This is a genomic window from Maritimibacter sp. UBA3975 (assembly GCF_002384975.1).
Taxonomy (GTDB): Bacteria; Pseudomonadota; Alphaproteobacteria; order Rhodobacterales; family Rhodobacteraceae; genus Maritimibacter.
In genome coordinates this window covers 166,888-187,109 of the sequence record NZ_DGCP01000011.1, presented here as the reverse complement: position 1 = coordinate 187,109, position 20,222 = coordinate 166,888, and the positions used below count along the sequence as shown (strand labels likewise).

Genomic DNA, 20,222 nt, shown 5'->3' with positions numbered 1-20,222 from the left:
TACAAGCTGTCGATCATCCACTTCTGGGCGCTGATCTTCCTGTACATCTGGGCCGGTCCGCACCACCTGCACTACACCGCGCTGCCCGACTGGGCCTCGACGCTCGGCATGGTGTTCTCGGTCGTGCTCTGGATGCCGTCCTGGGGTGGCATGATCAACGGCCTGATGACGCTCTCGGGCGCCTGGGACAAGCTGCGCACCGATCCGGTCATCCGCATGATGGTCATCTCGGTCGGCTTCTACGGCATGTCCACCTTCGAAGGCCCGATGATGTCGATCAAGGCTGTGAACTCGCTCAGCCACTACACCGACTGGACCATCGGCCATGTGCACTCCGGTGCGCTGGGCTGGAACGGGATGATCACCTTCGGCGTGCTTTACTTCCTGTTCCCGAAACTGTGGAACAAGGCCGGGCTCTACAGCCTCAAGCTCGTCTCCTGGCACTTCTGGCTCGCGACCATCGGTATCGTGCTCTACGCCGCCTCGATGTGGGTGACGGGGATCATGGAAGGCCTGATGTGGCGTGAAGTGGATGCGCAGGGCTTCCTCGTGAACTCCTTCGCCGACACTGTGGCCGCGAAGTTCCCGATGTACCTGGTGCGTGGCTTCGGCGGGATCCTGTTCCTCGCGGGTTCGCTGGTCATGGCCTACAACCTCTGGATGACCGTGCGAAAGGCACCGCTGGCGCAAGCCGCGACGCCCTCCACGGCCCCGGCTGAATAAGGAGGACCAGAGATGGGAATTCTCGATAAACACGCAGTCCTTGAGAAAAACGCCACGCTTCTGCTGGTCGGATCTCTCCTTGTCGTCACCGTCGGTGGCATCGTCGAAATCGCACCGCTGTTCTATCTCGAGAACACGATCGAGGATGTAGAGGGCGTTCGCCCCTACTCCCCGCTCGAGATGGAAGGCCGGAACATCTACATCCGCGAGGGCTGCTACGTCTGCCACTCGCAGATGATCCGGCCGATGCGGGACGAGGTCGAGCGTTACGGGCACTACTCGCTGGCCGCGGAGTCGAAATACGACCACCCGTTCCAGTGGGGCTCCAAGCGGACGGGGCCCGACCTCGCCCGCGTGGGCGGCCGCTACTCGGACGAGTGGCATGTCGACCACTTCGTGGACCCGCAGTCGGTGGTGCCGGAATCGGTGATGCCGAAGTACGGCTACCTGCTCGATCGCCCGATCGACGGGGAATACATCGAAGATGTCCTGCGCACCAACGCCTTCGTCGGCGTTCCCTACACGGACGAGCAGCTCGAAATGGCGGTTCAGGACTTCAAGTCCCAGGCCGACCCTGACGGCGTCGTCTTTGAAGACAGCGACCCGGACGCGGTCGTGGACCGCTATCCGGGCGCGCAGATCCGCAACTTCGACGGGCAACCCGAAGTAACCGAAATGGATGCACTCATCGCCTACATGCAGATGCTGGGCACTCTGGTGGACTTCTCGGAATTCGAGCAGACGCCGGAAGACTGGATCCGCTGAGGAGGACATCATGGATACCTATTCGATCTTCCGGGAAATCGCGGACAGCTGGGTGCTTCTCGCCATGTTCCTGTTCTTCCTGTTCACGGTTCTCTGGGTGTTCCGCCCGGGGTCGCGTGAACTGCACAAGGACGCGGCTCAGGCCCCTTTCCGCAACGAAACCCCGCCACAGGGCGCACAAGAGTAAGGAGGCCCGGCTATGAGCGACAACAAGCACGACGAAGTTGAAACCACAGGCCACGTCTGGGACGAAGACCTCAAAGAGTTGAACAACCCGCTTCCGCGGTGGTGGGTCTGGACCTTCTACGCCACCATCGTCTGGGGCATCGGCTACACCATCGCCTATCCGGCATGGCCGCTGATCGACCGGGCGACGGGCGGCCTTCTGGGTTACTCGACGCGGACCGAAGTTGCCGCCGAGATCAACCGGTTCGAGGAAATGAACGCCGAGGTGCGCGCGCAGCTCGCCGGCATGGAACCGACCGAGATCGCGGCGAACGAAGCGGTCTACAACTACGCGATCCAGTCGGGTCAGGCGACGTTCTCGACCTACTGTTCGCAGTGCCACGGGTCGGGCGCCAACGGCATCGCCGAGGGGAACGGTTATCCCAACCTCCTCGACGATGAATGGCTCTGGGGCGGCGATATCGAGGCGATCACCTACACGGTGACCCACGGTATCCGGAACGAGGACGACCCCGACGCGCGGTATTCGCAGATGCCCGCCTTCGGCGACGACTACCTCACGGACGAGGAAATCTCGAACGTGGTGGCCTATGTCATGTCGTTGTCGGGGATGGAGGCTTCCGAGGGCGACGCGACCGAGGGCGAAGTGGTGTTCGTGGATAATTGCACGGCCTGCCACGGAGAAAATGCCCAGGGTGATCCAGATCAAGGCGCGCCGAATCTGGCCGATGCAATCTGGCTCTACGGCGCAAGCGAAGCCGCGATCGAAACTTCGGTCAGGCAGGGTCCGTTCGGCGTGATGCCGAACTGGAACACCCGCCTCGACGAAGCCGAGATCAAGGCTGTTGCGGCCTATGTTCACCAGCTGGGCGGCGGCGAGTAAGCCGGCCAGTGAAAGTTCCGGGGCCTCACTCCCCGGTTGAAGGCACCGATCCCTGATCCTGTTCGCGCGTTTCTCCGGGGTCGGTGCCAATTCACAGCAGAAGGGTCGGAGGGCTGCCTCCGGCCCTTTTTCGTGTCAGTGTCCGTGCATGACAGACGCCACGCCCTACCAGTTCCGCCCCGCGACCTGCGACGACCTGCCGATGCTGCGTCACTGGCTTGCCGCGCCTCATGTCGCGCGCTGGTGGGAGAATGCCGATCCGTTCGACGCCGAGGACATGGCCGATCCCCATTTCCGCGCCTGGATCGTGCATCACGCGGGGGCACCCTTCGCCTATGTGCAGGACTACGCCATCCACGGCTGGCCCGACCACCCGCTCACTTTCCTGCCGGAAGGGTCCTACGGGATCGACCTGTTCATCGGGCCGGAAGAGATGCTGGGACAGGGGCACGGCCCGGCCTTCGTCGCGCAGTTCTCGGGCGGTCTGATCGCGCAGGGTGCCCCGGCTGTCGGCGTCGACCCGGACCCGGCCAATGCGGGCGCCATCGCCGCCTTCGGGCGGGCCGGGTTTCAGCCGGTGGGCAAGGCGCAGGACGGCCCGCAGGGGCGCTACCTTCCCATGGTGCGCCTTGCGGGGGCAGGGTGAGAACCGGTTCAGGTGAAATCGTAGGACGGAGAGACATAGAGCACCACATCCTGAAAATCGGCGTCGCCGAGATCGCGCTGATCCTCGAATGCGATGACAAGTTGATTGGAATCAAAAGCGCTCGTCGCAGTGTGTTCCTTGCCGTCACGGTTCATGGTGGCGCTGTAGCTGTGGAACATTTCCAGCCAGACCATCGACCCGTTCACCTCGAAGTAGACGTAGGGTCCGTCCGAAACATTGGCCAGCCCGCCGTCTCCATCGACGAATTTCAGTTCGTCGGTCTGCGACAGCGACATGGCGAGATCGGCTCCGTCGCGTGCATAGAAAAAGGCGAGTTCATTGTCCGCGTCGACGCCGTCAATGGTCGTGTAGGGATTGTTGAATGTCGTCGACGTGTCGTCGTAGGCGATGCCCACATCGACGATGGTCCCGTTCGGCGTGACCTCATAATAGCCGAGGAAGCCGCGCGTCGACGTCAAGCTTTCGTATCCTGCAAAAAGATTGAACGAGTCCGCGTTTTCACCCAGCAGGAACGACGACTCAACGCGTCCGTTGTTCGTTCCCGACTCGATGGCAATCCCTTCACCCTTTTCAGGCGAACGGGGCAAATGCGTTATCACGGAGTCCCGCCCGTTGAAGCCTAACAGGACAGGGCTGAAGCTGAATTCCGTGTCGAAGTTTATTTCGATGGTCGGAAGGCCGTTCGCCGTGAATGTCATGACTGCGCTGCCCGAACCGTTCACGACGTCGAGATCGTCACCGGTCTGAAAGGGCATGCCGAAGCGCATGTTGTATATGAGAATCTGGTCGCCAAACCCGAAATTGTTGATCTGGTCGCCGTCGAGGTTCGCCCAGGAATCGAACACCCGGTCGCGGCCGTCGCCCAGTTCATAGGTGTCAGCTCCCGCGCCCCCCGAAAGGGTGCTCCCGGCCTCGTGCGCAACCAGTGTGTCCGCGTTGGTCCCGCCATTCGCTTGCTCGATGACCGTGCCGAAAGCGATGGCCACATCCTCATAGACCCCGCCCATCGAGGAATAGTACCCCTCCCGCAGATCAAGCGTGACCGCGTTGCTCTGCGCGCTCGCGTCCAGGATGTCATATCCGCCCGTGTCCCAGATCGTATCTGTGACCGTGGTCGTCCCCGTCGTGTTCGTGACGGGCCCGGTGTAGGTGGTGTCACCCGTGTTGGATGCGACCGCGCCCCAGATGTGCTGAAGCGCGAAGACGTCGAGATACATCATGGCCGACGTCTCGACCCCGGGGGAAAGCGCCGGGTCCAGATTGTAGGACATGATCGTGTGGTGCATGTCGTCATACGCCGCGATGCTGTTGCCGGGGTGATCGAGCCCGAGGCCATGCGCGATCTCGTGCAGAGCCGTGGACATGCCGAAAAAGCCCGTGAGGTCCATGTTGCGGTCGAACATGATCTGCGCGTCCCACTGGACCGTGCCACCGACGCGCCGGACCGAGGTATTCGCGCTCCCCGCCCAAGTCTCGGGCGCGGGGTCGGACAGGCCGAAGTGGAAATCGGGATCCGGGACGCCGGTGACCTCGTCGAAGTCTACGTTCAGGAACGTCTCGATATGTTCCAGCGCGGCGCGTATGACGTTCTTTTCCGTCTCGGTATAGGCCGTCCACCCGGTATAGCCGTTGTCGAGATCGTCCGCCGGGGGCGCGGCGCCTGCAAACTGGTAGGTCAGCGTGTATCGCGCATCGCCGTCACCGTTCATCGGGACGAATGGCGTGACGGAGGGGATGAGGAGCCCGTCGAGTATCTCCTGTTCGGAAAGTGGAAACATCTTAAATCCCTGAGCTGCGAAATGGCCGACTGAAAAATGTCTATGACTGCCAAGCTGCCACAGATTCCGCGTCCATGCAGGGAAAACCTGAATCCTAAGGTCAGTTATCGAGGATGACACGCACCCTTGCCAAAATTTCGGGCAGTCCTGTCTTGCTCACGGGGAAGCGATTGTCGGCCAAGGTCGCGGCGGGCCGGAGGGACTGACCCGCCGCAAGCACCTTTGCCGACCGAACCCGTCCTGTTCGCAATTCCGGGGTCGGTTCACCCCATCGTCTCATTGACGACGCGGTTCGCCAAGTGGGACGATCGCGACCATATCCGGCGCGGACGCTGCTTCAGACGGTCACAGGCGCGGGAAATCGCCTCGTTTCAGCTGCTTAAAAGGTGCGTCGGAAAATTAACTTACGTCGCGTAACCTGAATTGCTGCGACAGGAATTGTTGATCCAAGTCAAGGCTGGCATCCTTCCCGAAACCTAGAACCGGGACAACCCAACGTGCAGGACAGGGATTCCCATGTCGACAAGTGACAACCCCGAAGCCCCTCAGAAACTCTACGCCGCGCGCGAGCCGGTCTTTCCGCGCCGGGTGCGCGGCAATTTCCGGGCGCTCAAGTGGTGGATCATGGCGATCACGCTCGGCATCTACTACCTGACCCCGTGGATTCGCTGGGACCGGGGCCCGAACCTGCCCGATCAGGCTGTGCTGATCGACATGGCGGGGCGCCGCTTCTTCTTCTTCTGGATCGAGATCTGGCCGCACGAGTTCTACTTCATCGCGGGCCTTCTCATCATGGCCGGCCTCGGGCTGTTCCTGTTCACCTCGGCGCTAGGCCGGGTCTGGTGCGGATATGCCTGTCCGCAGACGGTCTGGACCGACCTCTTCATCCTTGTCGAACGCTGGATCGAGGGTGACCGCAACGCGCGGGTGCGCCTGTGGAAATCCAAGTGGGACTTGCGCAAGTGGCGGCTTCGGCTGTCGAAATGGGCGGTCTGGCTGCTCATCGGGCTCGCGACCGGCGGGGCCTGGGTGTTCTATTTCACCGATGCGCCGACGCTCCTGCGCGACCTCGTCACGCTGAATGCCCACCCGATCGCCTACACCACGATGGGCGTGCTGACCTTCACCACCTTCTTCTTCGGCGGCATCGCGCGTGAGCAGATCTGCATCTACGCCTGCCCCTGGCCGCGCATCCAGGCCGCGATGATGGACGACGACACCGTGACCGTGGCTTACCGCGAATGGCGGGGCGAGCCGCGCGGCAAGCATCGCAAGGGGCCCGAGGCCGAGAAGCTGGGCGATTGCATCGACTGCATGGCCTGCGTGAACGTCTGCCCGATGGGGATCGACATCCGCGATGGTCAGCAGCTCGAATGTATCACCTGCGCGCTCTGCATCGACGCCTGTGACGAGGTGATGGAAAAGATCGGCAAGCCGCGCGGCCTGATCGACTACATTGCGCTCAAGGACGAGGCGCATGAACGCGCCGGGGGCCACAAACGCTCGCTCATGAAGCACATCATGCGCCCGCGCACGATGCTTTACACGGTCCTCTGGGCCGGTGTCGGCATCGCGCTCACCGTCGCGCTCTTCGTGCGCCCGGACCTGCAACTCACCGTCCATCCGGTACGAAATCCGACCTTCGTCACGCTATCGGACGGCGCCGTGCGCAACACTTACGAGGTGGGCGTGCGCAACAAGCATGGCGAGACGCGGCCGTTCTATTTCTCGCTCGGATATGATAGCCCGTTCGACGTGGCCGTCGAGGGATCGGGCGAGCGTGTCCTCGTCGTCGACGCCGATACGCAGGGCGCAACGCGGCTTTACGTCACCGCGCCTGCGGGCAGCGACGAAGCGGCGGACGACCGTACCGAAATCCGTATCTGGGTGATCGACGGCGTGACCGGCGACCGGGCCTTCCACGACACCGTCTTCAATGGGAGAGGACAATGACCATGACTCACGAAGCCCCGGATACGGGCAAGAAGCTCACCGGCTGGCATGTTCTGGCCATCGCCGTGGGCGCGTTCTCGATCATCATCGGCGTCAACGTCTTCATGGCGGTCAAGGCGGTCGGAACCTTCCCGGGACTGGAGACCAAGAACTCCTATGTCGCGAGCCAGAAGTTCGACGGCGACCGCGCGGCACAGGAAGCGCTGGGGTGGGATGTCGTGCCCACCATGACGGGCGAGACGCTGATGCTCATGATCACGGACGAGGTGACGGGCCTTCCGGTCCGGGTGAAGGAAATCGGCGGCGTGCTGGGCCGTGCGACCCATGTCGCCGATGATCAGGAGCCGTTCTTCACCCGCACCATGTCGGGCGCCTACACCGCGGACGTGGGCGACCTCGACTTCGGCAAGTGGGAGCTGCGGCTCGAAGCGGTGGCGGAGGATGGTACGCCCTTCCGCCAACTCATCGAACTCTACGTTCCGAAGTACTGACCCATGGCCGCGCCGGTTTCAGCCTGTCCCGCCTGTGATGCGGCCCACTTCGCCGAGGAAACGGCGGGGCGCGGCTATGCCGGGGACGGGGGCGAGGGCAAGCGCATCATGTTGTCGCTGCCGCAGATCTATTGCGCGGCCTGCATCGTGGGTGTCGAATCCGGCCTCGCCAAGCAACCGGGCGTGCGCTCTGCACGGGTGAACCTGACGCTCAAGCGCGCGACGGTCGAGACCGATCAGGGCGTGGAGGCCGACGACCTCGCGGGCTATCTCACCGGCATCGGGTTCGAGGCTTATGAGCTTGACGCGGGCGCGCTGTCGTCCACCGAGACCGACAAGCGTTCGCGCGATCTGCTGATGCGGCTCGGGGTCGCGTTCTTCGGCATGATGAACGTGATGCTCCTGTCCGTGGCGGTCTGGTCCGGGGCATCGGACGCGACGCGCGATCTGTTTCATTGGGTCAGCGCCGGCATCGCGCTCCCCATCGTCGCCTTCTCGGCCCAGCCCTTCTTTACGAGCGCCTGGAGCGCGCTCAGGGTGCGCCGGCTCAACATGGACGTGCCGATTTCGCTCGCCATCCTGCTGGCCGCCGGGATGTCGGTCTACGAGACGATGCACTCCGGCGAACATGCCTATTTCGACGCCGCACTTTCCTTGACCTTCTTCCTGCTCGCGGGTCGTTACCTCGATCACCGCACCCGCGCCGTTGCGCGGTCCGCGGCCGAGGAACTCGCCGCCCTCGAAGTGCCGCGCGCCCACCGGATCGTGGGCGAGGCAGAAGAGGTCGTGGCGGTCAGCGCGCTTGCCATCGGTGATCTTGTGCGCGTGACACCGGGCAACCGCGTGCCGGTGGATGGCATGGTCGAGACGGGTGAATCCGAGGTGGACCGTTCGCTCCTGACCGGGGAGTCCTTGCCTGTCTTTGCTGGCCCCGGGGACATGCTGAACGCGGGCGAAGTGAACCTGACCGGCCCGCTGACCCTGCGCGTCGCGGCGGCGGGGCAGGACACCGCGCTGCACCGCATGGCCGACCTTGTGGCCATCGCTGAAACCGCGCGCAACAAATACACCTCACTCGCCGACAAGGCCGCCGCTATCTATGCGCCCGTGGTGCATCTGCTTGCGCTTGCGGCCTTCACTGCATGGCTCGTGATCTCGGGCGGCGACGTCCGGCTGTCGCTGAACATCGCGGTCGCCGTGCTCATCATCACCTGTCCTTGTGCGCTGGGACTTGCCGTTCCGGCCGTGACGACTGCGGCCTCCGGGCGGCTGTTCAAGAGGGGGATGCTCCTCAAATCCGCGACCGCGATGGAGCGGCTGGCGGAGGTCGATCATGTGGTTTTCGACAAGACCGGGACGCTGACCGAGGGCGCGCCGAAGCTTGAAAACCTTGGCGATCACGAGGGCGACGATCTGTCCGTCGCGCTGGCGCTTGCGCAAGGATCGTCGCATCCGCTGGCGCAGGCCATCGCGGCGGCGGCGCGCGCGGCGGGCCATGCGCCGGTGGGCCTGTCCCACGTCACCGAGGTTCCCGGACATGGGGTCGAGGGCGAGTGGAACGGGCAGCAGGTGCGGCTCGGTCGCGCCGAATGGGTCGGCGCGCATGTCCTTGGCCGCACCGCGACCTACCTCAAGATCGGCAAGCAGCCCGCTGTCGCCTTCACCTTCACCGACGCGCTGCGTGACGGCGCGAAAGAGGCGGTAACCGCTTTGAAATCAGCGGGTTGCGGAGTCACTCTGATTTCGGGCGATGCGGAGGACGCGGTGCGTGACGTGGCGTTCCGGCTTGGTATCGAGGACTACCGCGCCGGTATGCTGCCCGATGGCAAGGTGGCCGAAGTCGAGGCGCTCGCCGCCTCGGGCAAACGCGTGCTCATGGTCGGTGACGGGCTGAACGACACCGCCGCGCTGGCCGCTGCGCATGTTTCGATCAGCCCCGCCTCGGCGCTGGAGGCGGCGCGGGTCGTGTCGGATATCGTGCTGCTGGGCAAGAGCCTCGCCCCTCTTGGCGACGCGCTTATCACGTCGCGCAAGGCGACGCGGCGGATCAAGGAAAACTTCGCGATTGCAGCGAGTTACAACGCCATCGCCATTCCCGTGGCCCTCCTCGGCTTCGCCACGCCCCTGGCGGCGGCCTTGGCCATGTCGGCCTCGTCGATTATGGTCACCCTGAATGCTCTTCGACTGAAGGTCGGCAAATGAACGTGCTCGTCTATCTTATCCCGGTCTCGATTTTCCTCGGCGCGATGGGGCTTCTGTTCTTCTTCTGGACGATGAAGTCGCGGCAATACGACGATCCCGAAGGCGACGCGCGGCGCATCCTGTCGGGTGCATACGACGACGCACCGCCCGAGGGCTGATCCCGCGCCAACCCTCTGAGATCGCGGCGAAATCGCGATGCACAGGGCGTACACATCCTGTGCACACGCTGTACATACGATTCTGCATACCGGCGCGATTGCGCGGCGTTTCTCACTCCCGTTTCCTGTCCGCCTGTTTTTTGTGCGATGCGCCCAATCCCGCGCCGTGCGCGGCGGGCGGCGGGTAGAATCCGGCCCGCGCTCCGGACAGCCCCCTGACTCCCCCGTGGTGCGGAGTCACTGTGGCGGGAGGACAGCCGGAGGAATCATGAACCTGCACCCGGGGGCGATCGCGGAGCACGAGGCGAGCCAGCCGCGCGCGCGTGGACAGGTGCGCGTGACCTCCAAGCGGCGCGACGGGCGGAGCGTCATCGACGACCTCGCCATGTCCGGTTCCATGAAGCTCCTGTTTCCCCGTCCTTCGGGCGATGCGCTCGACGCGATGCTCATCAACACCGCGGGCGGCGTGACGGGCGGCGACCGGTTCTTTGTCGAGGCGGGCGCGGGGCCGGGCACCACGCTCACCCTCACCACGCAGGCCGCCGAACGCGCCTATGCCGCACGGGGCGAGACGGCGGGGCGGATCGAGACGCATCTGAGCGTGGCGGCGGATGCCCGGCTCAACTGGCTCCCGCAGGAGACGATCCTGTTCGACAACATGAATTTCGAGCGCGGGCTGACCGCCGATCTGGACTCCGGTGCGCGGTTCCTGATGGTCGAGCCGCTGGTGCTGGGCCGGGTCGCGATGGGCGAGCGTCTGCGCGCGGGGCGGTTTCGCGACCGGGTGGAAATCCGGGTCGGCGGGCGGCCCGTCTATCTTGACGGTGTCGCGCTGACCGGAGACGTGGAGGCGCAGATGGCGCGGCCCGCGACGATGAACGGCGCCCGCGCTGTCGCCGCGCTTGTTTATGCCGGACCGGATGCCGAAGCCTGGCTCGCCCCGATGCGCCGCCTGATGCCCGAGACCGGGGGCGTGAGCCTGCATTCCCCCGGGCTTTTGACCTGCCGGATCGTGGCCCCGGACAGCTTTGCGCTTCGCAAGGCTCTGATCCCCGCGATGCGTCTGATGAACGCTGACGAAATCCCAAGACCCTGGATGTTGTGACATGAACCTGACCCCCCGTGAAAAAGACAAGCTGCTGGTCGCGATGGCCGCCATCGTCGCGCGAAAGCGGCTGGAGCGCGGCGTGAAGCTGAACCACCCTGAAGCCATCGCGCTGATCACCGACACGGTGGTCGAGGGCGCGCGCGACGGGCGCTCGGTCGCCGAGATGATGCAGGCCGGTGCCGGCGTCATCACCCGCGACCAGTGCATGGAGGGCGTGCCCGAGATGATCCACGAGGTTCAGGTCGAAGCCACGTTCCCGGACGGCACCAAGCTCGTCACAGTTCACAACCCTATTCGCTGAGGAGACACCGCATGCGTTATCTTGTTGCCCTTCTGGCCACCACGGCCCCGGCGCTGGCCCATCCCGGTCACGGCGCGACGCTGCACCTGCATGAAAAAGACGGGCTCCTGATCGCGGGCATCGCATTTGTCGTGGGGGTGTCGCTGTCGGGAGTCGCCGTGGTCCGGGCCGTGAGGGCGCGGGCATGATCCCCGGTGAGATCATGGCGGCGGAGGGCGAGATCGTCCTCAACGCTGGTGCCGAGGTGACGGTGCTGATGGTCGCCAATACCGGGGACCGCCCGGTTCAGGTCGGCTCGCACTATCATTTCGCCGAGACCAACAGCGCGCTCGATTTCGACCGGGAGGCGGCGCGGGGCCTGCGGCTCGACATCGCGCCGGGAACGGCCGTGCGGTTCGAGCCGGGACAGTCGCGCGAGGTGAACCTCATCCCCATCGGGGGTGCGCGCAAGATCTACGGGTTCAACCAGAAAGTCATGGGAGAGCTGTGATGCCGATGACGCTGGAAGGGTCGTGCCAGTGCGGGGCGGTGAATTTCACCGTCCAGAGCCACACGCCTGTGCCCTATCAGCGGTGCTATTGCTCGATCTGCCGCAAGCAGTCGGGGGGTGGCTATGCGGTGAACCTCGGCGCGCTGGCCGACACGCTGTCGGTGAACAACTGGGAGGCGCTGGGGCTTTACCACGCGGTCCATGACGACGGCGAGGTGTCGGTGGCGGAGCGGTATTTCTGCGGCGTCTGCGGCACGCCCCTGTGGCTTTACGACGAACGCTGGCCGGAGCTGGTGCATCCGGTGGCGAGCGCCATCACCACGGCACTTCCGATGCCGCCCAAGCGCACGCATGTCTTTCTGGACGACAAGCCCGAGTGGGTCGAGATCGACGCCGGAGCGGGGGACCAGACGTTCGCGGGCGGACCGGATCTGTCCCTCGAAGACTGGCACAAGGCGAACGGGGTTTGGGTGGAGTGATGATGGCATCCCGGCATATCGGTCCCGCGCGGACCATAGGGTTGCGCCCGGCCCGAGGGGGGGCGCTTGCGCCCGCCCTGGGGGCGGGGCGGGCGCAAACCGGATCGCAAGCGATCCGGTGGGGTCAGAGGTGTTTTAGGATCACCACCAGCGCCAACAGGGCGAGGGCGGAAAGTTCTATTGCGAATACGAGGTTCCCATTCATGGGTTTCTCCTTGGTTGCGCACCGGACGATCCAGCGCAGGAGCCTTCTAAGAATCTCACATTTTGAATTGGGCGAATGCCCCACGCATAGCGTGTGTATTGGGGCAAGATGCTCGCTCAGCGTGTGTTCTGACGTGCACCGAGTGCCTGCCAACTGAACAACAGTCTTGAACGCGACGGAGACCGCCTAAATGCCAGCGATAATCAAACGATCCGACTATGCCGCGATGTTCGGCCCGACCACCGGCGACAGGGTGCGGCTGGCCGATACCGACCTGATCATCGAGGTCGAGCGCGACCTGACGGCGGATGCCGATGGCTACGGCGATCAGGTGAAATTCGGCGGCGGCAAGGTGATCCGCGACGGGATGGGGCAGAGCCAGTCGCCGCGCGCCGACGGGGCTGTGGACTGTGTGATCACCAATGCGCTGATCGTGGATTACACCGGCATCTACAAGGCGGACGTGGGCCTCAAGGACGGGCGCATCCATGCCATCGGCAAGGCGGGCAACCCGGACACGCAGGACGGGGTGAACATCATCATCGGGCCGGGGTCCGAGGTGATCGCGGGCGAGGGGCGTATCCTGACCGCGGGGGGTTTCGACAGCCATATCCACTTCATCTGTCCGCAGCAGATCGAGGATGCGCTGCATTCCGGGCTGACGACGATGCTGGGCGGCGGCACGGGGCCGGCGCATGGCACGCTCGCCACCACCTGCACGCCGGGGCCGTGGAACATCGCGCGGATGTTGCAGGCGGTGGATGGCGTGCCGATGAACATCGGGTTCGCGGGCAAGGGCAATGCGAGCTTGCCTGCCGCGCTGGAAGAACAGGTCATGGCGGGGGCCTGTAGCCTCAAGCTGCACGAGGATTGGGGGACGACGCCCGGCGCGATTGATTGCTGTCTGAGCGTGGCGGATGACCTCGATGTGCAGGTTATGATCCATACCGATACGCTCAACGAGTCCGGGTTCGTGGAGAACACGGTGGCCGCGATGAAGGGCCGGACGATCCACGCGTTCCACACCGAGGGCGCGGGCGGGGGCCATGCGCCGGACATCATCAAGATCTGTGGCGAGGAGCATGTGCTGCCCTCGTCGACCAACCCGACGCGGCCCTTCACGGTGAACACGCTGGAGGAGCATCTGGATATGCTCATGGTCTGTCACCACCTCGACAAGTCGATCCCCGAGGACGTGGCGTTCGCGGAATCCCGCATCCGGCGCGAGACCATCGCGGCCGAGGATATCCTGCACGACATGGGCGCTTTCAGCATCATCGCGAGCGACAGTCAGGCGATGGGGCGCGTGGGCGAGGTGCTGATCCGCACATGGCAGACCGCCGACAAGATGAAGAAGCAGCGCGGGCGTCTGGCCGAGGAGACCGGCGACAACGACAATTTTCGCGTTCGTCGGTATATCGCCAAATACACGATGAACCCGGCCATCGCGCATGGGATGAGCCATGAGATCGGGTCGATCGAAGTGGGTAAACGCGCCGATCTTGTGCTGTGGAACACGGCCATGTTCGGGGTGAAGCCCGAGATGGTGCTGATCGGCGGGATGATCGCGATGGCGCAGATGGGCGACCCCAATGCCTCGATCCCGACGCCGCAGCCGGTCTATTCCCGGCCCATGTTCGGCGCAATGGGGCGGGCGGTCGAGAACTCGGCGGTGACGTTCGTGTCGGCCTGCGCGCATGACAACTCCATCGCCAAGACGCTCGGGCTGATGAAGAACACGGTCGGCGTGCGCAACACGCGTGGGATCGGGAAGAAGGACCTGGTCCTGAACGACGCAACCCCCGAGATCGAGGTGCACCCCGAGACCTACGAGGTGCGGGCGAACGGCGAGCTTCTGACCTGCGAACCGGCCACTGAGCTGCCGATGGCGCAGCGGTACTTCCTGTTCTGAGGTAATGATGATCCTGCGCGCCCTCTCCCTCGTCCTGCTTGCCACCCCTGCCGTCGCTGCCTGTCCGGTGCCGGCGGATATGGACGGGGCGGGTGTGCGGTTCACGGCGGAGACGGGGGATGTGGAGACGTTTACGCGCTCCGCGGACGGGGTGACGCAATCCACCGTTGAGAGCAGGTCGAAGCCGATGGTGCGGGCCGAGCTGGCCAAGGGGCTGTACCTCACGCGGATTTACGACGTCGTGGACGGGGGCAGCGCGAACGAGGTGAGCTACAGCTACCCGACCGCGCTGGGCAATCTGCCGGAGCCGTTTGCGCAGGGCGCGCTGACGCTGACCGTCGAGGGCACGGATGATCAAGGGAAGTTCAAGTCGACCGAGACCTATACTTTCGGCGCGGCTTCGGGCCTGACCATCGGAACCTGTGCCTTTGAGATGATCCCGGTGGAGCTGACTTACGCCGGGACCGACCAGTGGGACCTGTTCCATTACCTGCCCGAATACGGGCTGTCCTATCTCGCGGCGACCTTCGCCGCGGACGGGGCCAAGACCGACTATTCCTTCAACGACGTGATGGGGCTGAGATGAACCTGCCGGTGGCGCAAAGCGTGACGCATGACCATCACCCTTCGCTTCGGGTGGTGCTGTCCTATGACGACCGGTTCCTGAGGCGGAAGGTTCTGACCGCCGATGGCGGCGAGCGGTTCCTTGTGGACCTCGGCAAGACGGCGAGCGTGAACGGCGGCGATGCCTTCGTGCTCGACGACGGGCGGCGGGTTGGTGTGGTGCCTGCGGAAGAGCCGTTGCTGGAGGTGACGGGCGGCGACCTCGTCCGCCTTGCGTGGCACATCGGGAACCGGCACACGCCCGCGCAGATCGAGCCCGCGCGCATCCTGATCCAGCGCGATCATGTGATGGCGGACATGCTGGGCAAGCTTGGCGCGACCACGCGGGAAGTGGTCGAGCCGTTCACGCCGGAGGGCGGTGCCTATGGCCACGGGCGCACCCACGGCCACGACCATTCCCATCCTCACGCCCACGATCACGGGGAGCATGACCATGCGCACGGATGACGTTCTGACACTGACCCAATGGCTGTCGCCCGCCTTTCCGGTGGGGGCCTTCACCTATTCCCACGGGCTCGAGGCCGCGTTTCATGCGGGCTGGGTGCAGGATGCGGCGAGCCTTCGGGCGTGGCTGACCGATCTGCTTACGCTGGGCAGCGGGCTGGCGGATGCACATTTCGTCGCCGCCGCGTATCACGGCCGCGCACCCTTGAACGAGATCGACGCGGCCGCGCGCGCGTTCGCGCCGTGCCGCGAGCGGCTCTTGGAGGCCGAAGCGCAGGGGCGGGCGTTCTGCGATGTGGTTGGGCATGTGTGGGACGCGGACCTTGCGGGCCTGACCTATCCGGTCGCGCTGGGCCGGGCGGTGGCGATCGAGAAACTGCCGCTGGAGCTGTCGCTTACCCTCTATCTTCAGGCCTTCGTGTCGAACCTCGTCTCGGCGGCACAGCGCCTTGGCCCCATCGGACAGACCGAGGCGCAGCGGGTGATCCGTGCGCTCGGACCGATCTGCGAGGAGACGGCGGCGGAGGCCGTGGACGGGGAGCTGACTCATATCGCGTCGTCGTCGTTCCTGTCGGACATCGCGGCGATGAAACACGAAACCCAGGGCTCGAGGATTTTTCGGACATGAACGGACCTTTGAGAGTCGGCATCGGCGGCCCGGTGGGCGCTGGCAAGACCACCCTGACGGCGGAACTGGCCAAGGCGCTGAAAGACCGCTGTTCGATGGCGGTCATCACCAACGACATCTACACGCAGGAAGACGCCGAGGCGCTGATGCGGATGCAGATCCTGCCCGCCGACCGTGTGGTCGGGGTCGAAACCGGGGGCTGCCCGCATACGGCGATTCGCGAGGATGCCTCGATCAACCTCGCCGCCATCGCGGACCTGACGGCGCGGCACCCTGACCTTGACCTCGTCCTGATCGAAAGCGGGGGCGACAACCTGTCGGCCACGTTCAGCCCGGAACTGGCCGATATCACGCTCTACGTCATCGACGTGGCGGCGGGGGAGGAGATTCCGCGCAAGGGCGGCCCGGCGATCACGCGGTCGGACCTTCTGGTCATCAACAAGCGCGATCTGGCCCCCTATGTGGGGGCGGATCTGGGGGTGATGGAGCGGGATGCGACCCGGATGCGGAACGGAAAACCCTTTGTTTTTTCTGCGTTGCGGCATGGCGAGGGCGTTGCGGAGATCGTGGAAGTCATTGAGAACATTGGAGGGCTTGAGCTGGCACCGCCCGGCTCTGCAAATGCTGCATAGCGGCATTGCCGATCTGGAGGTTTTCGCGGAGGGCCTGCGGGGGTATCTGGTTGGCCAAGGGAGAGAACCCAGAAACAACTCACTTTGAGGTCTCCAAGATGGCTTACACTGCAACCAACTCCGATTTCGCCGTATCCCACCCGGTCTTCGCCCGCGTGATCAACGCGCTGAAGTCCTTCGGGACGTCCTATGTCGAGGCGCGTTCGCGTCAGGCCGAGATCGCCGTGCTGGAATCGATGTCCGACGCCGAGCTGGCCGAACGCGGCATCACCCGCGAAGGCATCGTCCGCCACGTTTTCGCGGACACCTACTACATCTGATCGCGCACCACTCGCGAGACGCGGAGCCGGGCCTTTGGTCCGGCTTTTTGCGTTTCGGCGGTCCGGTGGCGCGGCCGGGGGCCCGTCGGTCGCTGCGAATTGAATTGAATTCCTGCGCCTCGTTCGCTAACTCATGGGTTAGTAAATGATCGAGGTGCCTGTCGGATGGTCAAGCTGCATGTCGCCCTCGCGACGGCGCTCAAGGAGAACGACGTGGCGACGCTGTTCGGCGTCGTGGGCGATGCCAACGCCTATTTCGTCGATGCCTATTCCCGCATGAACGGTGCGCGTTACGTCAGCGCCGCCAACGAAAACGGCGCGGCCCTGATGGCCATCGGTCACGCGATGACAACGGGCGGCGTCGGGTTCTGCACGGTCACGCATGGCCCCGCGCTCACCAACTGCGTCACGGCGCTGACCGAGGGGGTGCGGTCGAACACGCCCGTCGTCCTGCTCTGCGGTGACACGCCGGCCAAGGACAGGGAGAACCTGCAAAACACCGATCAGAAGGCGGTCGTTCAGGCGGCGGGGGCCGGGTTCGAGCAGGTGCGCGCGCCGGGAACCGCGCTCGACGATCTGGCGCGGGCGGTGCGGCGGGCGAAGGCGGAGCGTCGGCCGATCGCGCTCAACATGCCCGCCGATTTCCAGTGGGAGGATGTCAGCCACCGCGCCGTAAGCTGGGAGGTGCCCCCGCTCGGTCCCACGCGGATCGAGGGCGATGCGCTGGACGAGGCGGTGGGGATCATCGCGGCGGCCCGCCGGCCCGTGGTGCTGGCCGGGCGCGGCGCCATCGACGACGAAGCACGGGCCGCGCTTTTGCGTCTTGCACGCCGGATCGAGGCGCCGCTTGCGACGACGATCCGGGCGAAGAACCTGTTTCGGGGCGAGGACCATGTGCTGGGCGTCTGCGGCACGGTGTCGACGCCGCAGGCCGCCGAGGCGCTCATGACCGCCGATTGCATTATCGCCTTCGGCGCGTCGCTGAATTTCCACACCACGGGGAATGGCGGATATGTCGAGGGCAAGCGGGTGATCCAGGTTGCGGACCGGGCCTGCGACCTCGGGACCGGCGCGGTGGCCGATGTGGCCATCCTCGGCCAGCCTGCGGCGGTGGCGGAGACCTTTGCCTACTGGCTCGACGAGGCCGAAGTTCCCGCGTCGGGCTTCACGCGCGATCTGCCGGCCACCGGGCTCGACACCTCGCCCGCCGCCAAGCCGGCGACCACGCGGGAGGGAACGGTCGATTTCCTGACCACGCTGGCGCGGCTGGACGCGGTGCTGCCGGCCGAACGCACGCTTGTGACCGATGCCGGGCGCTGGATGGTGCGGAGTTACGGGCTGCTGACCGCGCCGCATCCGCGTGACTTCGTGACATCGGCCAGTTTCGGGGCGATCGGCCTTGGTCTCGCGACCGCGATCGGTGCGGGGCTTGCCCATCCGGACCGGCCCACGGTGCTGTTCAACGGGGACGGCGGCTTCATGCTTGGCAACCTTGCGGAGTTCAACGCCGCGGTGCGGGCGCGGATGGACCTGATCGTCGTGCTGTTCAACGACGGCTCCTACGGGGCGGAGCATATCCAGTTTTGCGACAAGCAACTGGACCCGGCGATCACGCTGTTCGACTGGCCGGACTTCGTTCCGCTCGCGCGGGCGCTGGGCGGTGACGGGGTGCGGGTCGGGTCAGCGGAGGACCTCGACCGGCTGGGCGAGGCGCTGGAGGGCCGCGACCGGGAGCGGCCTTTGCTGATCGACGTGCGGCTTGACCCGGATCATGTCGCGATGTGGTGACGCCATTTCGTCCCGTATTATGGGACAAAATAGGGGAATGCGTCCCGAGGGATGGGAGGCAAATCGCCTCAGCTCGCCCAATAAATCCTGCCGAAGCGGAATAATCCCTGATAATACTGGATTGCAGCCTGTCCGGGGCCAACTCACGCTTGTCCCACAAAGTAGGAGGTGTTAGCGTTTCAGCATCGCGGACCACTGCCGCGGCACATACGATCGCCGGCGACGGCGCAGGGAGGAATACATGACACACACCACAAACTGGACAGGTCTGTCCGCCGCCACGCTGCTTGCCGTGTCCGGCATGACTTTCGCGACCGGGGCACAGGCGCAGGACTGGCTCGACAACCTCGAGCCGATGACGCTGAAGCTGGCCGACTTCTCGGGCAACCAGGATGCCAACTTCGGCAAGGCCATGGTCGCATGGGAAGACTCGATCACCGAATTCACCGACGGCAAGATCACGTTCGAGAACTACTGGTCCTCGTCGCTGCTGGGCGCGCTGGACACGCTTTCGGGCGTGGGCGACGGGGTGGCCGATATCGGCCTTATCATCCCGTCCTACATGCCGCAGGAACTTCCCGTCGGCTCATGGCTGTTCGGCATGGGCGCGGCGCTGTCCGGCTCGACCGTGCATGACGTGGCCGCCGGGGGTGCGACCGCGCTTGAGACCGTGCTGACCTTCGAGCCGCTGACCGAGGAATACGCCCGCCACAACGTGAAGGTGCTTCAGGCCACGGCGACGCCCGCCTACAACCTGCTGTGCAACACGCCGATTTCGTCGCCCGAAGAGGCCGAGGGCAAACGCGCCCGCGCCATCGGGGCGGTCTGGTCGCAATCGGCCGAGGCGCTGGGCATGACGCCCGTGTCGATCGCATGGGGCGAAGCCTATGAAGGCCTGCAACGCGGCGTGTTCGACTGCATGGTCATCAACCCGAACCAGTATGCCGATGGCCTTGTCCTCAAGGACGTGGCGCCGGAATTCGTGCCGGTCACGATGGCGCAGCTTCAGGCCTCGACCTGGGTCATGAACCTCGACGTCTGGAACGACTTCCCGAAAGAGCTTCAGGATTTCATCACGCAGGCCAACGTGAAGGCCGCCTATGATATCTGGGCGGGCTACATGGACATCGAGGCCAAGGCGGGCGAGCTGATCGCCGCGGGTGAAGAGATTCACACCAACGATGTCTCGACGCTCGAACCCATCGTGAAGGAGCAGCGCGCGGCCTATGTCGCCGGGCTGGCCGACACCGCGCCGGATGCCGTGGAGAACCCGCAGGCCTTCGTCGACGATTATCAGGCCCGCATCGACTACTGGACCGAGGCGCTGGTCGCGGAAGGCTATGACGTGGCCGAGCGCACGCCGGAGGCCATTCTGGAAGCCTTCGCCGGTCTTTCCGAGGTGGGCCTGTCGGGCTTCTACGAGAAGTTCAACGCCGAGGTCACGCCTCAGCTGATGAAGTAACCAAGGTCGCCCGCCCCGGCCAC

At 64.8% G+C, this 20,222-nt stretch carries 23 protein-coding genes; 22 read left to right on the top strand and 1 reads right to left on the bottom strand.

Annotation, left to right across the window (positions count from 1 at the left end):
• The 5 genes from B2585_RS11620 to B2585_RS11600 form a co-directional block, all read left to right on the top strand.
• Positions 1-723 (top strand): cbb3-type cytochrome c oxidase subunit I (locus B2585_RS11620; RefSeq protein WP_292023209.1); only part of this gene is annotated, 723 nt, incomplete at its 5' end.
• A 12-nt stretch (positions 724-735) separates the two neighbouring features.
• Positions 736-1,488, top strand: a complete 753-nt coding sequence (gene ccoO, locus B2585_RS11615; protein ID WP_292023207.1) for a cytochrome-c oxidase, cbb3-type subunit II — start codon at positions 736-738, stop codon at positions 1,486-1,488.
• 10 nt (positions 1,489-1,498) lie between these two features.
• Entirely contained in the window at positions 1,499-1,675 is a 177-nt protein-coding gene (locus tag B2585_RS11610; protein ID WP_292023205.1) for a cbb3-type cytochrome c oxidase subunit 3, read from the top strand.
• A 12-nt stretch (positions 1,676-1,687) separates the two neighbouring features.
• Positions 1,688-2,557, top strand: a complete 870-nt coding sequence (ccoP, locus tag B2585_RS11605) for a cytochrome-c oxidase, cbb3-type subunit III (protein WP_292023203.1) — start codon at positions 1,688-1,690, stop codon at positions 2,555-2,557.
• A gap of 148 nt (positions 2,558-2,705) precedes the next feature.
• Complete coding sequence (locus tag B2585_RS11600; RefSeq protein ID WP_292023201.1) at positions 2,706-3,203, top strand: GNAT family N-acetyltransferase; 498 nt, start codon at positions 2,706-2,708, stop codon at positions 3,201-3,203.
• Positions 3,204-3,211: 8 nt separating this feature from the next.
• Here B2585_RS11600 and B2585_RS11595 read toward each other — a convergent pair whose 3' ends face one another.
• Entirely contained in the window at positions 3,212-5,002 is a 1,791-nt protein-coding gene (locus B2585_RS11595) for a M10 family metallopeptidase (RefSeq protein ID WP_292023199.1), read from the bottom strand.
• 516 nt (positions 5,003-5,518) lie between these two features.
• Here B2585_RS11595 and ccoG point away from each other — a divergent pair.
• From ccoG to B2585_RS11510, 17 genes are all read left to right on the top strand, one after another.
• Positions 5,519-6,955: a cytochrome c oxidase accessory protein CcoG gene (gene ccoG, locus B2585_RS11590; RefSeq protein ID WP_292023198.1), complete on the top strand. Its 1,437-nt coding sequence runs from the start codon at positions 5,519-5,521 to the stop codon at positions 6,953-6,955.
• On the top strand, positions 6,952-7,446 hold the full coding sequence (locus B2585_RS11585; RefSeq protein ID WP_339717797.1) for a FixH family protein: 495 nt from the start codon (positions 6,952-6,954) through the stop codon (positions 7,444-7,446). Before ccoG ends, B2585_RS11585 begins: the two co-directional genes overlap by 4 nt.
• Positions 7,447-7,449: 3 nt before the next feature.
• Positions 7,450-9,648 (top strand): heavy metal translocating P-type ATPase, encoded by a 2,199-nt coding sequence (locus tag B2585_RS11580; RefSeq protein ID WP_292023196.1) that lies wholly within the window; start codon positions 7,450-7,452, stop codon positions 9,646-9,648.
• Positions 9,645-9,806 carry a cbb3-type cytochrome oxidase assembly protein CcoS gene (gene ccoS / locus B2585_RS11575; RefSeq protein ID WP_292023194.1) on the top strand — a complete coding sequence of 54 codons (162 nt, stop codon included), beginning with the start codon at positions 9,645-9,647 and terminating at the stop codon, positions 9,804-9,806. Before B2585_RS11580 ends, ccoS begins: the two co-directional genes overlap by 4 nt.
• A gap of 268 nt (positions 9,807-10,074) precedes the next feature.
• The gene (locus B2585_RS11570) at positions 10,075-10,911 is read left to right on the top strand and encodes an urease accessory protein UreD (RefSeq protein ID WP_292023192.1); all 837 of its coding nucleotides are present in this window, start codon (positions 10,075-10,077) and stop codon (positions 10,909-10,911) included.
• A 1-nt stretch (position 10,912) separates the two neighbouring features.
• A complete protein-coding gene (locus B2585_RS11565; RefSeq protein WP_292023190.1) occupies positions 10,913-11,215 on the top strand; it encodes an urease subunit gamma in 303 nt (100 codons plus the stop codon).
• Between the two features lie 11 nt (positions 11,216-11,226).
• Positions 11,227-11,403, top strand: a complete 177-nt coding sequence (locus B2585_RS11560; RefSeq protein ID WP_292023188.1) for a hypothetical protein — start codon at positions 11,227-11,229, stop codon at positions 11,401-11,403.
• A complete protein-coding gene (locus tag B2585_RS11555) occupies positions 11,400-11,705 on the top strand; it encodes an urease subunit beta (RefSeq protein ID WP_292023186.1) in 306 nt (101 codons plus the stop codon). The genes B2585_RS11560 and B2585_RS11555 overlap by 4 nt, the downstream gene beginning before the upstream one ends.
• Positions 11,705-12,184: a GFA family protein gene (locus B2585_RS11550; protein ID WP_292023184.1), complete on the top strand. Its 480-nt coding sequence runs from the start codon at positions 11,705-11,707 to the stop codon at positions 12,182-12,184. Before B2585_RS11555 ends, B2585_RS11550 begins: the two co-directional genes overlap by 1 nt.
• Before the next feature lie 395 nt (positions 12,185-12,579).
• Positions 12,580-14,301, top strand: coding sequence for an urease subunit alpha (ureC, locus tag B2585_RS11545; RefSeq protein ID WP_292023182.1), 1,722 nt, complete (start codon positions 12,580-12,582; stop codon positions 14,299-14,301).
• 7 nt (positions 14,302-14,308) lie between these two features.
• Positions 14,309-14,887, top strand: coding sequence for a hypothetical protein (locus B2585_RS11540; RefSeq protein WP_292023180.1), 579 nt, complete (start codon positions 14,309-14,311; stop codon positions 14,885-14,887).
• Positions 14,884-15,372 carry an urease accessory protein UreE gene (locus B2585_RS11535; protein ID WP_292023179.1) on the top strand — a complete coding sequence of 163 codons (489 nt, stop codon included), beginning with the start codon at positions 14,884-14,886 and terminating at the stop codon, positions 15,370-15,372. Before B2585_RS11540 ends, B2585_RS11535 begins: the two co-directional genes overlap by 4 nt.
• Positions 15,359-15,997, top strand: a complete 639-nt coding sequence (locus B2585_RS11530) for an urease accessory protein UreF (protein WP_292024029.1) — start codon at positions 15,359-15,361, stop codon at positions 15,995-15,997. The genes B2585_RS11535 and B2585_RS11530 overlap by 14 nt, the downstream gene beginning before the upstream one ends.
• Complete coding sequence (gene ureG / locus B2585_RS11525) at positions 15,994-16,629, top strand: urease accessory protein UreG (RefSeq protein ID WP_292023177.1); 636 nt, start codon at positions 15,994-15,996, stop codon at positions 16,627-16,629. The genes B2585_RS11530 and ureG overlap by 4 nt, the downstream gene beginning before the upstream one ends.
• 98 nt (positions 16,630-16,727) lie before the next feature.
• Positions 16,728-16,949 carry a DUF1127 domain-containing protein gene (locus tag B2585_RS11520; RefSeq protein ID WP_292023175.1) on the top strand — a complete coding sequence of 74 codons (222 nt, stop codon included), beginning with the start codon at positions 16,728-16,730 and terminating at the stop codon, positions 16,947-16,949.
• Positions 16,950-17,114: 165 nt separating this feature from the next.
• Positions 17,115-18,737 (top strand): thiamine pyrophosphate-binding protein, encoded by a 1,623-nt coding sequence (locus tag B2585_RS11515; protein WP_292023174.1) that lies wholly within the window; start codon positions 17,115-17,117, stop codon positions 18,735-18,737.
• Positions 18,738-18,978: 241 nt separating this feature from the next.
• The gene (locus B2585_RS11510; protein WP_292023172.1) at positions 18,979-20,199 is read left to right on the top strand and encodes a C4-dicarboxylate TRAP transporter substrate-binding protein; all 1,221 of its coding nucleotides are present in this window, start codon (positions 18,979-18,981) and stop codon (positions 20,197-20,199) included.
• The last annotated feature ends 23 nt before the right edge of the window (positions 20,200-20,222 follow it).